This is a genomic window from Bacillus sp. RCC_6_1 (genome assembly GCF_041360755.1).
Taxonomy (GTDB): Bacteria; Bacillota; Bacilli; order Bacillales; family Bacillaceae_G; genus Bacillus_A; species Bacillus_A cereus.
In genome coordinates, this window is record NZ_JBFUPV010000002.1 from 713,708 (window position 1) to 727,564 (window position 13,857).

Below are 13,857 nucleotides of genomic sequence, written 5' to 3' on the forward strand. Positions count from 1 at the left end.
TATTAATCTTGACGGATAGTTTAATTTAGGTTACCGTAAAATTGTAATCTATTACCATATTAAGGGGTGACGATGTGGCAACTATACGTGATGTTGCAAAATTGGCAGGTGTTTCAGTCGCAACCGTTTCACGAGTTATTAATGAAAAAGGATACGTTCATGAGGACACAGTAAAACAAGTAAAGGAAGCAATTGAAGAATTACGTTATAGGCCAAACAGTGCAGCGAAGCCACTATTTAAAGAGGATTCAACGATAATTGCATTACTTGTAGATAATTTATGTAACCAATCAAACATCACTTTGCTACATTGTATTGAGGAAATAGCATATAAAGAAGGTTATCAAATCATTATTTGTAATATAGAGAATAAAGATAGATACATACATATGCTGAAGCAAAATAACATTGCAGGTGTTATTTTGACAAGAGCAGTTTTTAAAAGTGTAGGAAAAATTCCATTTCCGTTTGTTGTGATCGATGAGCAACAATCACATGGAAATTATTATGAAAGTGGACAGAGAGCTGTTTCTGTATTAAAAGAGAAAGGGTGTCACTTTCTTGCATATTTCGGTGAGGGAGAAGAAAGTGCAGAAATGGAAGATCATATAGCAGGGTTTTTAGACGCTGTTTGGGATGAAGGAATCTCTTATCGAGAAGAATGTGTACAAGGGTATACAAATAAACAATTTATTACATTATTGCAAAACAATCCGTATGTAGATGGAATTGTAGCCTCAAGTGATCAGATTGCTATTGAGTTAATTCGGTCAGCGAGATTTCTAAATATACATATACCAGATAAATTAAAAATTGTTGGACCGAATGGGAGTATAGAGTGTGAATGGATAGGTTCATCACTACCGACAATTGAAAACTATGTCAAAGATAACGGAAAAGTAGCTTTTCAACAATTAAAAGGAAAAATAAAAAAGTAAAAGGTGCGTTTTATACGCACCTTTTTATAATGTAATTGCGGCAATAAAGCCAAATATAAGTAACGGTATATTGTAATGTAGAAAAGTGGGTACACATGTATCCCATATATGATGGTGCTGACCATCAGCATTTAAACCGGATGTTGGTCCAAGGGTACTATCCGATGCTGGAGATCCTGCGTCACCTAGTGCTCCGGCTGTACCGATAATTGCAATTGTGGCCATTGGACTAAATCCAAGCTGAATGCAAAGAGGTACAAAAATGGTTGTTAAGATAGGGATGGTTGAAAAGGATGAACCAATTCCCATCGTAACGAGAAGTCCAATAACGAGCATAAGAAATGCAGCGAGTGGTTTGTTATTTCCGATTATATGTGCACTCGTTTGCACTAGAGATTCAACATGTCCTGTTTTTCGAAGAACAGCGCCGAATCCAGCGGCAGCAATCATAACAAAGCCAATAAAGGACATCATACGCATTCCGCTTGTTAATATCGCATCTGCTTCTTTAAGTGGTAGACTGCCACTAACTGATAAGACGATAATACCTGCTAAAGCACCGAAAATCATTGATTCTGTTGTTAATTGAACAGTTAATGTAGCAATGATAGATAATAACCCGAAAGTAATGCTACGTTTTGTATAGGGAACGATTTCATTTTCGGTAGTATGAATTTGTTCTGTTTCATACGTACGAGGTTTTCGGTACGTAATGAATACCGCTACACATAATCCAATAATCATACCGATTGCTGGAATAGTCATTGCTTTTGGAATAAGTGCGACATCAAATGTAAGACCGCTTTGCGCAGCGTTGGTTTGCAATACGTCATGATAAATTTTTCCGAACCCTGCAGGGATCCACATATAAGGAGTAATCAATCCAAATGTAATAATACATGTGACAAGTCTGCGATCCACTTTCAGCTCAGTTAATACTTTTAAAAGTGCTGGAATTAAGATGGGGATGAAAGCAATGTGAACAGGAATCACATTTTGTGAGAAACAAGCCATCATTAAAATAATGAATAAAATAAGTACCTTAGAATAAACTTGTTTTTTCGTGTCTTGTTCATTGCCAATCCATTTTAATGCAGTTTGAATCATAGCATCTGGAAGTCCTGTTTTGGAAAGGGAAATAGCGAAACCACCAAGCATTGCATAACTTAAAGCGATTGGAGCACTGTTTCCAAGACCAGTTGTAAAAGTGTTAATCGTTTCTGAAATACCGAGTCCGCCGATAAGTCCGCCTGTTAAAGCTCCAACAATGATGGCGACAATGACCTGGACACGTAACAAACTAAGCAATAGCATAATTGCTACTGCGACGAGTACAGCGTTCATAATAAATGTAATCTCCCTAAATTTTTATTCTGTTAAGACAAGTACATATGAAACATTTTGCTATGTTTATACATACTTGCGACATATTATTATAAAATGTTTTCTATGAAATGTAAAAGAGCCTTTTGTGACTAATGCTGAAAAGCTAGCTCTTGTTTAATTGATTGCAAAGAATTGGCGAATAATTCTGGTTCTTCTAGATCAGGAGAATGTGCTGAGTTTGGGAACCAAATCATCTTTTTTATAGGCGCTTCAATAATATCGCAATATTCCTGAACGAGTGCATAAGGAGTTTGATAATCATAGCGACCAGAACAAAAATAAACTGGAATAGATAAACTTGAGATAGAAGAAAAGAAATCGATTGTCAGCATTTCTTCCCATAAAACGCCAGATTTTAAATTTCCTGCGAGAAACTTGAACCAATCTAATAGCGTGTACTCAGGAGAAAAGAAACCTTTTCGTATGAAAGAAAAGGAAGATCCATTTTGGATTGCGCCTCCGAATGTGCCAAGCCACTTTCTTTGAATAATGAGACGTCTCGTATCTAAAAATGGTGGCTTTCCTAATTTTAAAAGGGAAGCTAATGCTTTTTTATGATTATGTTTTTTTGCAGAACGAATTAAATGTTGATATAGCAATTCTTCATTTTGTTTCATATGTACAATTTGCCCAATACCGATGTAAGCCTCAATATACTTTGGATATTGATGTGCTATGTTAAGCCCAATAATACTTCCCCAAGAATGACCAGCGAGAAATAGTTTTTGTTTGTTGAACCTTTTAAGTACATATTGAATCACTTCTTTTGCATCGGAAACGAATTGTTCGATTGTGAAATTTGCTCCGAAATCTTTCAGTGAAAAGGATTTACCAGCCCCGCGCTGATCCCAATTAATAACAATAAATTGCTTCTCTAATTCTTTTTGAAAATGGCGAATAAATCCGATTTGTGCCATCCCAGGTCCGCCGTGACAGCATAATAAAATAGGTTGCTCTACGTTTTGTCCACGCATAAGGAGAGTTTGTTTTCGATTATTAATCATAACGCTTTCTATCGTAGCGATACTGTTAGGAATGAGTTGTTTGTTTTCATTATAGAACTGAGGGGTGTAGCTACGAAAAAGCATATTGAAAACCTCCTTTTGTGAAATCGTATGAATCGCACAGGCTATTCATTTTGCATATACTGTTAGAAAATCATTGTAACATACCATACTAGTGTCATTTCAACACGGGAGGAGGGAAATTGTGACGATTGGAGAAATTATAGATGGTTTAAATAGACGTGAACCCATCGCTATTATAGCAAAACGTCTTGAAATAAGCCCGTATACATTATCGAAGAAATTAAGATTGATTGGATACGAATATGATGGAGAGCAGAAGAAACGTATTTTTGTAGGAGATGGAGAAGAACCACGTCACTTACAACTCCAAGAAGCGACCGCCCTTCAATATGAGAAAACAGATTATCAATTGTTAATTTATGAGCAATTACAAAGCATTTATGAATTATTAAGAAAAAGAGAAGAAGTAATTGTACCAATTATGAGTAAAAGTACAGAGAAGAAGAGACGAACCTTTTCTATTAATACAGAAATATTATCACAATTGGACCTTATATCAGAATCGAAAGGAATTCAAAAATCTAAACTTGTAGAAGAGGCGTTGCACCAATTTTTACAGCAATATGAAGTTGACAAAACATCACATTTTGATAACTAAAGAAAAGGATACTATGTTCATTGGAAGAACGAGTATCCTTTTTATGATGTATATTACGTATAAAATAGAGGATCAGTATAAATCCTTTATGGCGTGAAAAATGAAATTTATTATTAGAGAAACACTTAATTTACTTTTTGAATTCTTCCATCAATAACTGGCTGAATTGGTTCTTTTAATTGTTTTACGTAATCGACTAACGCTTCAAAGTCGTTTGGACCAGTTTCTGCATTTTTACCATTTTTAAATGATACGAATCCGTCACCGCCAGAAGCTAAGAAGGCATTTGCAACTACGCTATACATTTTAGATGGAGATAATTCTTCTCCGTTTGTTAAACGTATATTTGTAACTTTTTCACCGTTTGGTTTATTTGCATCCCACGTATATTGAATACCTGAAATTTGAAGCATTCTTGTTGTTCCTTTTTGCCATTGCTGATTTAAAATATCGCGAATGTCTTGACCTGTTAAATCTACTTTAATTAATTGATTTCCAAAAGGTTGAATGCCGTATAACTCACCCCACGTAATATCACCAGCATCTAAGTCATTACGAATGCCACCAGGATTCATGAGGGCGATTTGAGTTTGCATCGTTTGACGCTGAGCATCGGCAACTAAATTTCCAAGAGTGGACTCACCAGCATCATTTTGTTTACGGTCGATAGGTGCTGTAGATTTTCCGACTACTTCATTTACAAGTGGTGCAATTTTTTCTTTATATTGATCTAGTTTTTTCTTTACTTGTTTATCAGGTTCTACACCTTCATGATACGTTGTAACAACTTCAGCTTTTTTCTTTACAATATCCTTTGTTTTACGATCAATTGTTACATCCACGTCTGAGAAAGCCGTTCCGTATGAATTTGCTTGGACAATTAGTTTATTATTTACTGTACCATTTACATACGTATGACTATGTCCACCGAAAATAACATCAACTTCTGGGTCTGTTTCATTTGCAATTCGAGTAAGATCGCCATTTGTTACCCCAGACTCATCGGTTGTTCCACCGACATGAGCAAGAACGACGATAGATTTAACGCCGAGACGTTTTAATTGTTGTGTTGATTTATTAATTGCTTCTACTTCATCAGTAATTTGTACATTGTTAAGCATCGTAGGCATAACGACATTTGGTGTATCAGTTGTAACAACCCCAATGAATCCTACAGGAACACCATCTACCATTTTTACAGTAAACGGTGGTAAAAATAAGCGGCCAGTTGATTTGTTGTAGAAGTTAGCAGCTACATAGGGGAAGTTAGCCCCTTTGAAATTCCCTGTTTTTTCATGATATCCACCGTAAATGAGGCGTTGCATTTCATCAATACCTTCATCAAATTCATGGTTTCCGATTGTACCGACATCAAATTTTAAGTCATTTAAAAATTCAATTGTCGGTTCATCTTGTAATAATGCTGAAACTGGTGGACTAGCTCCGACGATATCACCAGCATGTACGAGAAGTGTATTAGGGTTTTGTTTTTTACGTTCTTTTAAATAAGTAGCTAAGTAATCAGCGCCACCAGCTTCTTTATTATTGATTTTTTTAACAGTATCTAGTTGTCCATGGAAATCATTAATACCAAGCATTTGTACGTCTATGTAGCGGTTTTGTTCAGTTGGATTCTGAGATGGGGGAGCGGCAAATACGCTTGAAAAAGTAATGGTGCTTAAAACAGCAACGGCAGGAATAATTTTTTTCCACATAATATAATTCTCCTTTTTTTATAATCTGACATCATACGACATAATTTTAATAGATTCATAGGATTATAGCTACACAAAAATTTAGTCTTTTCGAAAAATTAACATATTTACAAAAAGTGAATAATAGAGTGAAGACCTTTTTTTATTGTCGATTTCATCGTGTATCTACTATAATGGAGAAAAAAGTAAAAGGTGAGTAGCATGAAGAAAAAGAAACAAAGACAAATACAAAGACAATCACAAGTGAATCAACCGAAGAAAGAAACACTTACATTAGGCGATCAATTAAATGATTCACTCATGCAACAATTAAAGAGTAAGAAGAAAGAGTTGCAAGTGAGGGAAGAGGAAAAAGAGGCAGCTGAACTGGAAAGAAAGCGCCAAGAACAAAAAGAACGTGAAAAGAATAAATCATTTGAAGAACTGCTAAGTGAAAGTAACCTTACTTGGAAAGACTTTAAATAATAAAAAATGATCAGTGGTATTTCACTGATCATTTTTTGACGAGCTTGTAAGAAAAGGGGAGTTAGAATGAGAAAAATTATCGTTGTTCCACATGAAAACCATTGGAGTGAAAAATTTCAAATGGAGGCTGAAAGATTAAAAACAGCGATGCCAGAAACGGTGAAAATTCATCATATTGGAAGTACGTCAGTGCCCGGACTGGCAGCTAAACCTATTATTGATATGATCATGGAAGTAGAAAATATCGAAAGAGTAGATGGGTGGAATGAACGATTTATAGAGCTTGGTTACATCGTAAAAGGGGAAAATGGTATTTCAAGACGCCGATATTTTATTCATGGAACTGAAGAAAAACGTTCGTATCATTTACACGTGTTTGAAAAAGGAAATCCAGAGATTGTAAGGCATTTAGCGTTTCGTGATTATATGATGGCTCATTGTGAAGAAGCAGAGGCATATGCAACCTTAAAGAGAGAATTAGCCGAAAAGTATACATATGATGGCACGTTATATACGGAAGGGAAAAATGAGTTTGTGCGCAATGTGGATGAAAAAGCGAAAGAATGGAGAGAAAATAACTTAAATGAATGAGTTCACGTTATTTTTTAGCTATATAAAAGTGTTATGTAAACTGTACGTATGTTTTGACTTTTGGGATGAATCTTGTTGAAATAAAGTTGTGGCTTATAAAAAATGTAACAATGAAAGGGAGACGACTGTGCATATTCCAACAACTACACTTCATAATGGCGTGAAAATGCCGATGATTGGTCTAGGCGTATATAAAGCGAAAGAAGGAGACGAAGTAAAGCAAGCAGTAAAAACAGCGTTAGAAGTTGGATACCGTTCGATTGATACAGCAACTGTATATGAAAATGAAAGCGGTGTCGGAGAGGCGATACGTGAATCAGGAATTCCAAGAGAAGATATATTTATAACAACAAAAGTATGGAACGACGATCAAGGATATGAGGAGACACTCGAGGCGTTTGAAAAGAGTTTGAAAAAATTACAAATGGACTATGTAGATTTATATTTAATACATTGGCCGGTAAGAGGGAAGTATGTTGATACGTACCGAGCTTTGGAGAAATTGTATGAAGAAGGTAAAGTGCGCGCGATTGGTGTTTCTAATTTTCATAAACATCATTTAGAACTATTATTACCAAATTGCAAAGTGAAGCCGATGGTAAACCAAGTGGAACTTCATCCGATGTTGACGCAATTTGAGTTGCGCAATTATTGTCAAGATGAGCAAATTCAAATGGAAGCATGGAGTCCGTTAATGAGGGGCGGAGAAGTATTCCAGCATCCAATCATTCAGGCTATTGCTAACAAATATGAAAAAACACCTGCACAAGTTATATTAAGGTGGGATATTCAAAGCGGAATTGTTACAATTCCTAAATCTGTTACACCATCTCGTATTGAAGAAAACTTTACTATTTTTGATTTTGCACTAACTGAAGAAGAGATACGTCAAATTAACACGTTGAATCGTGATTTACATGTAGGAACGAATCCTGATAAATATGATACGTTATAAAAAAGACTGTCTCCTAATACTGGAGACAGTCTTCTGTTTATCGGTAATTCGATATTTTTAACGATGCAAAGCATATGTGTCATATTTAACAATCTTTTGAAGTTGTATATATTCTTCTTTCGTTAAAGGTAACTGTTGGCTAGCTCGTATATTTTCCTGTAATTGTTGAAGCGAGCTTGCACCGGGTATAACAGCTGCAACAGTCTTACTATGTAAGCAATATTGAATAGCTGTTCCTGTTAAAGAGCGTTCTCCAATCGTTTCTTTTACACTCGCTAGAGTTGTATGTAATTCATCGTAAGAATAAGAGAGATAATCCTTTTCCTTTACTCTTTCTATTTTTTTTGCATTGTTGTCAGTTAAAATTCCTTTTGCAAGTGGTCCGCGGGCAATGACGCTAATTTGGTGTTCATTCAGAAGGGGGAACCATTCTTCTGGACGACGATTTAAAAGGCTATATTCCATTAATACACTAACGATGTTTGAGCGTTTTGCATACTCACGAACGACATTTGGGCGTATAGAAGAAATACCGTAATGGCGAATAATACCTTCCTTTTTCAATTCTTCAAAAGCTTCAATTGTTTCATCTATTGGATCTTCAGTCGTTCCGCCATGAAGTTGGTAAAGATCAATATAATCAGTTTGAAGTCTACGTAAACTTTCCTTTACTTCAGTTTTTATGTAAGCTTTAGAAGGATCCCAAGACCAGCCATTTTTTTCTTCTGTCCAACGATTTCCAACTTTCGTTGTAAGAACAATTTGGTCTCTTCTTCCCTTCAAGGCTTTTCCAACAAATTCTTCATTTAATCCGTAATCATATAAATCTGCTGTATCAAAAAAATTAATTCCTAAATCGATTGCTTCATCGATAATACGCATAGCTTCTGTTTCAGATGTACCGAGAGACATACAGCCAAGGCCCATTTCTGTAACAAACAAATCTGAGTTTCCTAATTGACGTTTTTTCATAGGTCAACCTCCTTACCTTTATTGTACGAGAGGGAAAAGAGGTTGACAAACGTTTACTTTTCGTTTCGCATTAACTGCCCGTAAAAGCATGATTAATGTTTCACTTTATTTGCTGTAATCCACTCTTGTACAGTTGTATACTCTTTGCTATATTGCTTTAGCTTATGGCGAATTTGCCATGCTTTTCCGACTAAAGTGACGCGATTTGGTAAAATATAAACTTTCATTTCTATCACGCTCCTTTCAATGTGGTAAAATGTATGAGGAAAGAATAGGAAATAGAACAGGGAGATGAAGTAGTATGAGTAATCTTGCAGAGAGAACAGTAAAAACTGAGCCGATTTTTGATGGTAGAGTTATAAAAGTTCGTGTTGATGATGTAGTATTACCAAATGGAGCAATGAGTAAACGTGAAATTGTAAATCACCCTGGTGCAGTTGCTATTATTGCTATTACTGATGAGGGGAAAATTGTGCTTGTTGAGCAGTATCGTAAAGCGCTTGAAAAGGCGATTATAGAAATTCCAGCTGGTAAGTTAGAACCTGGTGAAAAACCTGAGGTAACAGCAGTTCGTGAATTAGAAGAGGAAACAGGATATGTATGTGAAAATATGGAGCTCATTACTTCTTTTTATACATCTCCAGGATTCGCAGATGAAATTTTATATGTATATAAAGCGACAGGTTTGACAAAAAAAGAAAATAAAGCTGAGTTAGATGAAGATGAGTTTGTGGAATTAATGGAAGTATCGTTAGAAGAAGCGATTACTCTTATGAAAGATCTTCGTATTCATGATGCGAAGACGATGTTTGCAGTACAATATTTACAACTACAAAAATAAACACTCGCCAAAGGCGAGTGTTTTTTAATTGATTTTTGCATATACACGTGCATCACGTAAGCTACCATCTGGTGCTAGGAAATCATTTTCCATTGTACCTTCTAGAATGAATTCTAGACGTTCTGCTAAGCTACATGCATTTATATTTGTTGCATCAGTACGAATTTCAATTCTTCTAGCGCCTAGTTTATCAAAGGCGAACTGAATTGCACCTTTAACAGCTTCGGTCATATAGCCTTGTTTTGTATAGGCACTATGTAGCCAGAAGTGAAGTGAAAACTTTGGAATATCCCAGTTTTCAGGCTTTAGTGTAATTGCTCCGATGAATGTACCAGATACTTTATCGTATAAGTGAAAATCAAGTGTTTCACGAAGTAAAAACTGTCCGTGAGCTTCGCGAACAATTTCTTCAGCACTCTCTTCTGTTTCAGCGTTAATTGGTATCCACGGTACTAAGTCTTCTAGAGAAGCTTGGATTGCTTCATATACTTCTGCACCATCACCTGGAAATGGTTTACGAACTTGCAAGCGTTCAGTTTGAAATAATGTTGGAAAATCTAATAATAATGGTTTCAAGAGAAATCCCTCCTATTCTCTACTTTTTAGTTTAGCAAAGTAGAGCGGAATTTCAATGTTAATTCGTCATACTTTTTTCTTTCTTTCATACATTTTTAATAAGAGTGTGAACGGAGGGAAGAAAAATGTGGCGAAAAAATTGGCAAGACCGTGTAATGTCTCACATACAGGAAAACTCTTCATTATATATATTTAACGCCGTTTTATTATTGATGGGAGTAATATTCGGAGCTATTCTGGTGAATAGTTTACAAATCAATCAAAAACAAGATTTATCATTTTACTTACAACGTTTTTTTGGACAAGTCTCTAAAGGAGAATTTGCCATTGCGGGCGAAATGTTTCGAGAAAGTTACTTTTCGCAATTAAAATACATCGGATTTATTTGGATTTTAGGGATTTCAATTATTGGATTACCACTTATTTTTATTTTATTATTTGTAAAAGGAGTTGTCGTTGGATTTACAGTTGGTTTTTTAGTAAGTCAGCATGGATGGAATGGACTATTATTAGCATTTGTATCTGTTTTGCCACAAAATTTAATTATCATTCCAGTCTTTCTCGTTATGACAACTATTGCTGCAAGTTTTTCTTTACGGATGATTAGGCATCAATTTATTAGAAAAATAACCGAGCCACTATTACCATTATTAATCCGTTATACATGCTTCTTTCTCGTAATTGGAGTGGTGTTAGCACTTGCTTCTAGTGTGGAGGCTTACGCATCACCAGTTTTAATGAAAGAAGTCGTTGAGGCTATTAATAAAAAATAAATACTTTTTGAGAATAATTATCAATTTGTTTTTATTGTTTTTTTCTTTTGACAGAAGCCCTTCTTCTGATATAATGGTGTAAGAGTGGCGAGGAGGGAGTAGTACCGAATGGAAGAAAGAATTGAACGAATTAAGAAGCAATTACATGCAGCGAGCTACAAATTAACACCGCAACGTGAAGCAACAGTTCGTGTGCTGCTAGAAAATGAAGAAGATCATTTAAGCGCAGAAGATGTTTACCTCCTTGTAAAAGAAAAGTCGCCAGAGATCGGATTAGCAACCGTCTATCGAACTTTAGAACTATTATCTGAGTTAAAAGTTGTCGATAAGATTAACTTCGGAGACGGTGTTTCACGCTATGACTTACGCCAAGAAGGTGCGCAGCGTTTCCACCATCATTTGATTTGTACACAATGTGGTGCTGTACAAGAAATACAAGAAGATTTACTTGGTGAAGTGGAAAGGAAAGTAGAACGAGACTGGAGCTTTAAGGTGAAAGATCATCGTTTAACATTCCATGGGATTTGTAAAAATTGTCAAGAAAATGAAACGGATGAAAAATAACCTTTTCCTATTTATCTAGGAAGAGGTTTTTTATTTGAATAAGGTATAAATTGGTGAAAGCTTGGCATATGTTGTAATAACTTATATTTTGGAGGAATTTACAATGCGCCGAGCTTTAAAATTAACTTTTGATGGAATAAAAGTATTTTTATTATTTACAAGTTGTACGATTTTGTTTTATTTCGCTATACTATGGATAAATGAAGAATATGAAAGCTATCATCGTTATGAAAAACCTAAAGAAGAGACTGTAGAAAAAGTATCAGGGAATGAAGAACCGGCAAAGGATGCTTTCGTAAATAGAATGATGTTTTTCTATGAAAATGGGGAGTAGTGTAGAGTGGAAGATCAATTAAAAGATTTTATTCATTATATGGTTGTCGAAAAAGGATTAGCAAAGAATACAGTAGTATCTTATGAACGGGATTTAAAAAGCTACGTAAAGTATTTGCAAAATGTGGAACAGACGAAAACTTTTCATGAAGTGACCCGTTTACATATTGTTAATTTTTTGCAGTATTTAAAAGAGAACGGAAAATCTTCGAAAACATTAGCGCGTCATATCGCATCAATTCGTTCGTTCCACCAATTTTTACTTCGTGAACGAGCGGTAGAACACGATCCATCCGTACATATTGAAACGCCACAAGGGGAACGGAAATTACCAAAAGTATTATCAGTTGATGAAGTAGAGGCGTTACTTCAAACACCAAAAATGACAAGTGCTTTTGGGATTCGTGATAAGGCGATGCTAGAGTTACTGTATGCGACAGGACTTCGTGTTTCAGAATTGATTGCACTCAATTTAGAAGATGTACATTTAACGATGGGATTTGTTCGTTGCATAGGGAAAGGGAATAAAGAAAGAATTATTCCACTAGGAAGTTTAGCAACGGAAGCGATTCAAAAGTATATTGAAAAAGGAAGAAGAGAATTAATGGGGAAAAAAGTAGTAGATGCACTCTTTTTAAACCATCATGGTAATCGTTTATCAAGACAAGGATTTTGGAAAATATTAAAACGATTAGCGAAAGAAGCAAATATTGAAAAAGAGCTTACACCTCATACGTTGCGTCACTCGTTTGCTACGCACTTATTAGAAAATGGAGCAGATTTACGTGCTGTACAAGAAATGCTTGGACATGCAGATATTTCAACGACTCAAATCTATACGCACGTTTCAAAAACTAGATTAAAAGATGTATATAAACAGTTTCATCCGAGAGCATAGTTACTATGCTCTTTTTTCATAGATTAAGAGGGGAAGACCGCTTCACAGAAACTTCACAAACATTTCGTATATTGTTTTCAGCAGAAGACTGGAATATTACAATGTATTTCCTCTATACTAAATAAAGTATAAAGGAGGAAATGATGATGAAAAAACTGATTATAACTTTATTTATCGCGATGCTAGCGTTGGCTGGCTGTAATACAAACAAAGAAGAACCGAAAAAAGAACAGAAACTTGAAGCTGTAAAAGTAGCAGTACAAACAAATCCGAAAGAAATTAAACCAGGTGAAAAAACAGAAGTACAAGCACTTGTTACACAAGGGAAAGAAAAAGTAACGGATGCCGATGATGTAAAGTTTGAAATTTGGAAAGATGGCGACGAAAAACACGAGATGTTAGATGGTAAGCATAAAGGAAAAGGTGTTTATGCAGTAGAGAAAACATTCGAAACGGATGGAGTATACCATATTATCGCTCACACAAATGCACGTGAAATGCACGTTATGCCAGAAGTAAAAGTTGCTGTAGGAAATGCGAAAGTAGAAGATGCAAAAAAAGAAAATAGTGATCACAGTGCAGGACATGGAGATCATAAAAGTGACACAATGATCCATCTTATGGCTGGAGACATAAAGGCAAATGCTGAATCTACAATGAAAGTTCATTTAAAGCAAAAAGAAGAAGCATTAACTGGTGCTGAAGTACAACTAGAGATTTGGAAAGATGGTGTTGAAAAACACGAATTTATTCCAGCGAAAGAAGGAAATAAAGGAGAGTATGAAACGAAACATACTTTCAAAGAGAACGGTGCTTACAAAGTGAAAGTACATGTAAGAAAAGGCGAATTGCATGAACATAAAGAAGAAACAATAGAAGTAAAATAAAAAGTAGCTCTTTAGAGCTACTTTTTATTTTTAATATGAAGAAATAAATCATAAAAAAATTAGCACTTCGTTGCAGAATGGATTACAATAGAAGTGTGAAGAAAATGAGAAATTCTACGAAAATGTATTAAAAAGAAAGCGTAAACATGTTATGATATCAGTATCAGATGTCTGACATCTGACTTAGAAAAAACTAGAAATGTTTTTGAATCGTTTCAAGTAAACGAAATAGGTTAGAAAATGATTTAAAGAAGTACTGTTTGACAATGAGAATTCT

Annotated in this window: 17 protein-coding genes; 11 read left to right on the forward strand and 6 right to left on the reverse strand. The window is 35.2% G+C overall.

Going from position 1 to position 13,857, the window contains the following annotated elements:
- Window positions 1–74 precede the first annotated feature (74 nt).
- Complete coding sequence (locus AB6801_RS09875; RefSeq protein WP_000201341.1) at window positions 75–938, forward strand: LacI family DNA-binding transcriptional regulator; 864 nt, start codon at window positions 75–77, stop codon at window positions 936–938.
- A gap of 24 nt (window positions 939–962) precedes the next feature.
- Here AB6801_RS09875 and AB6801_RS09880 read toward each other — a convergent pair whose 3' ends face one another.
- Together AB6801_RS09880 and AB6801_RS09885 are read right to left on the reverse strand one after the other, a co-directional pair.
- Window positions 963–2,282 carry a Na+/H+ antiporter family protein gene (locus AB6801_RS09880; protein WP_000994819.1) on the reverse strand — a complete coding sequence of 440 codons (1,320 nt, stop codon included), beginning with the start codon at window positions 2,280–2,282 and terminating at the stop codon, window positions 963–965.
- Between the two features lie 131 nt (window positions 2,283–2,413).
- Window positions 2,414–3,412, reverse strand: a complete 999-nt coding sequence (locus tag AB6801_RS09885; RefSeq protein ID WP_000898967.1) for an alpha/beta fold hydrolase — start codon at window positions 3,410–3,412, stop codon at window positions 2,414–2,416.
- A 121-nt stretch (window positions 3,413–3,533) separates the two neighbouring features.
- Here AB6801_RS09885 and AB6801_RS09890 point away from each other — a divergent pair, with 121 nt between their 5' ends.
- Window positions 3,534–4,010 (forward strand): ribbon-helix-helix domain-containing protein, encoded by a 477-nt coding sequence (locus AB6801_RS09890; protein ID WP_000151926.1) that lies wholly within the window; start codon window positions 3,534–3,536, stop codon window positions 4,008–4,010.
- Between the two features lie 125 nt (window positions 4,011–4,135).
- Here the strand turns inward: AB6801_RS09890 and AB6801_RS09895 are convergent, their stop codons facing one another.
- The gene (locus tag AB6801_RS09895) at window positions 4,136–5,725 is read right to left on the reverse strand and encodes a bifunctional metallophosphatase/5'-nucleotidase (RefSeq protein ID WP_000265560.1); all 1,590 of its coding nucleotides are present in this window, start codon (window positions 5,723–5,725) and stop codon (window positions 4,136–4,138) included.
- 201 nt (window positions 5,726–5,926) lie between these two features.
- Here AB6801_RS09895 and AB6801_RS09900 point away from each other — a divergent pair, with 201 nt between their 5' ends.
- The 3 genes from AB6801_RS09900 to AB6801_RS09910 all read left to right on the forward strand — a co-directional run bounded on the left by AB6801_RS09900 (window position 5,927) and on the right by AB6801_RS09910 (window position 7,736).
- Complete coding sequence (locus AB6801_RS09900) at window positions 5,927–6,190, forward strand: YqkE family protein (RefSeq protein ID WP_000727548.1); 264 nt, start codon at window positions 5,927–5,929, stop codon at window positions 6,188–6,190.
- Window positions 6,191–6,256: 66 nt separating this feature from the next.
- Complete coding sequence (locus tag AB6801_RS09905; protein WP_001226445.1) at window positions 6,257–6,781, forward strand: GrpB family protein; 525 nt, start codon at window positions 6,257–6,259, stop codon at window positions 6,779–6,781.
- A 127-nt stretch (window positions 6,782–6,908) separates the two neighbouring features.
- A complete protein-coding gene (locus AB6801_RS09910; protein WP_000547991.1) occupies window positions 6,909–7,736 on the forward strand; it encodes an aldo/keto reductase in 828 nt (275 codons plus the stop codon).
- Between the two features lie 57 nt (window positions 7,737–7,793).
- Here AB6801_RS09910 and AB6801_RS09915 read toward each other — a convergent pair whose 3' ends face one another.
- Both AB6801_RS09915 and mciZ read right to left on the reverse strand, forming a co-directional pair.
- Window positions 7,794–8,708: an aldo/keto reductase gene (locus AB6801_RS09915; RefSeq protein WP_000747227.1), complete on the reverse strand. Its 915-nt coding sequence runs from the start codon at window positions 8,706–8,708 to the stop codon at window positions 7,794–7,796.
- 92 nt (window positions 8,709–8,800) lie between these two features.
- Window positions 8,801–8,935: a Z-ring formation inhibitor MciZ gene (mciZ, locus tag AB6801_RS09920; RefSeq protein ID WP_000870302.1), complete on the reverse strand. Its 135-nt coding sequence runs from the start codon at window positions 8,933–8,935 to the stop codon at window positions 8,801–8,803.
- 74 nt (window positions 8,936–9,009) lie between these two features.
- Here mciZ and AB6801_RS09925 point away from each other — a divergent pair, with 74 nt between their 5' ends.
- On the forward strand, window positions 9,010–9,549 hold the full coding sequence (locus AB6801_RS09925; RefSeq protein ID WP_000067041.1) for an NUDIX hydrolase: 540 nt from the start codon (window positions 9,010–9,012) through the stop codon (window positions 9,547–9,549).
- 24 nt (window positions 9,550–9,573) lie between these two features.
- On the opposite strand, the gene AB6801_RS09930 is transcribed toward AB6801_RS09925, so the two are convergent.
- The gene (locus AB6801_RS09930) at window positions 9,574–10,125 is read right to left on the reverse strand and encodes a GNAT family N-acetyltransferase (RefSeq protein WP_000803479.1); all 552 of its coding nucleotides are present in this window, start codon (window positions 10,123–10,125) and stop codon (window positions 9,574–9,576) included.
- 155 nt (window positions 10,126–10,280) lie between these two features.
- Between AB6801_RS09930 and spoIIM the strand changes: the two genes are divergently transcribed.
- From spoIIM to AB6801_RS09955, 5 genes are all read left to right on the forward strand, one after another.
- Window positions 10,281–10,898 (forward strand): stage II sporulation protein M, encoded by a 618-nt coding sequence (gene spoIIM / locus AB6801_RS09935; RefSeq protein WP_013142149.1) that lies wholly within the window; start codon window positions 10,281–10,283, stop codon window positions 10,896–10,898.
- 108 nt (window positions 10,899–11,006) lie between these two features.
- Complete coding sequence (fur, locus tag AB6801_RS09940) at window positions 11,007–11,462, forward strand: ferric iron uptake transcriptional regulator (protein WP_000392657.1); 456 nt, start codon at window positions 11,007–11,009, stop codon at window positions 11,460–11,462.
- 103 nt (window positions 11,463–11,565) lie between these two features.
- A complete protein-coding gene (locus AB6801_RS09945) occupies window positions 11,566–11,796 on the forward strand; it encodes a YqzK family protein (protein ID WP_001250432.1) in 231 nt (76 codons plus the stop codon).
- Window positions 11,797–11,802: 6 nt separating this feature from the next.
- The gene (gene xerD / locus AB6801_RS09950) at window positions 11,803–12,693 is read left to right on the forward strand and encodes a site-specific tyrosine recombinase XerD (protein ID WP_000390088.1); all 891 of its coding nucleotides are present in this window, start codon (window positions 11,803–11,805) and stop codon (window positions 12,691–12,693) included.
- A gap of 146 nt (window positions 12,694–12,839) precedes the next feature.
- A complete protein-coding gene (locus AB6801_RS09955; RefSeq protein ID WP_000733456.1) occupies window positions 12,840–13,580 on the forward strand; it encodes a FixH family protein in 741 nt (246 codons plus the stop codon).
- The last annotated feature ends 277 nt before the right edge of the window (window positions 13,581–13,857 follow it).

Bases quoted from the DNA above. Each gene is read 5' to 3' on its own strand.
- AB6801_RS09880 (WP_000994819.1), bottom strand. From the start codon at position 2,282: ATGAACGCTGTACTCGTCGCAGTAGCAATTATGCTATTGCTTAGTTTG.
- AB6801_RS09885 (WP_000898967.1), bottom strand. From the start codon at position 3,412: ATGCTTTTTCGTAGCTACACCCCTCAGTTCTATAATGAAAACAAACAA.
- AB6801_RS09895 (WP_000265560.1), bottom strand. From the start codon at position 5,725: ATGTGGAAAAAAATTATTCCTGCCGTTGCTGTTTTAAGCACCATTACT.
- AB6801_RS09900 (WP_000727548.1), top strand. From the start codon at position 5,927: ATGAAGAAAAAGAAACAAAGACAAATACAAAGACAATCACAAGTGAAT.
- AB6801_RS09905 (WP_001226445.1), top strand. From the start codon at position 6,257: ATGAGAAAAATTATCGTTGTTCCACATGAAAACCATTGGAGTGAAAAA.
- AB6801_RS09915 (WP_000747227.1), bottom strand. From the start codon at position 8,708: ATGAAAAAACGTCAATTAGGAAACTCAGATTTGTTTGTTACAGAAATG.
- mciZ (WP_000870302.1), bottom strand. From the start codon at position 8,935: ATGAAAGTTTATATTTTACCAAATCGCGTCACTTTAGTCGGAAAAGCA.
- AB6801_RS09925 (WP_000067041.1), top strand. From the start codon at position 9,010: ATGAGTAATCTTGCAGAGAGAACAGTAAAAACTGAGCCGATTTTTGAT.
- spoIIM (WP_013142149.1), top strand. From the start codon at position 10,281: ATGTCTCACATACAGGAAAACTCTTCATTATATATATTTAACGCCGTT.
- fur (WP_000392657.1), top strand. From the start codon at position 11,007: ATGGAAGAAAGAATTGAACGAATTAAGAAGCAATTACATGCAGCGAGC.
- AB6801_RS09945 (WP_001250432.1), top strand. From the start codon at position 11,566: ATGCGCCGAGCTTTAAAATTAACTTTTGATGGAATAAAAGTATTTTTA.
- AB6801_RS09955 (WP_000733456.1), top strand. From the start codon at position 12,840: ATGAAAAAACTGATTATAACTTTATTTATCGCGATGCTAGCGTTGGCT.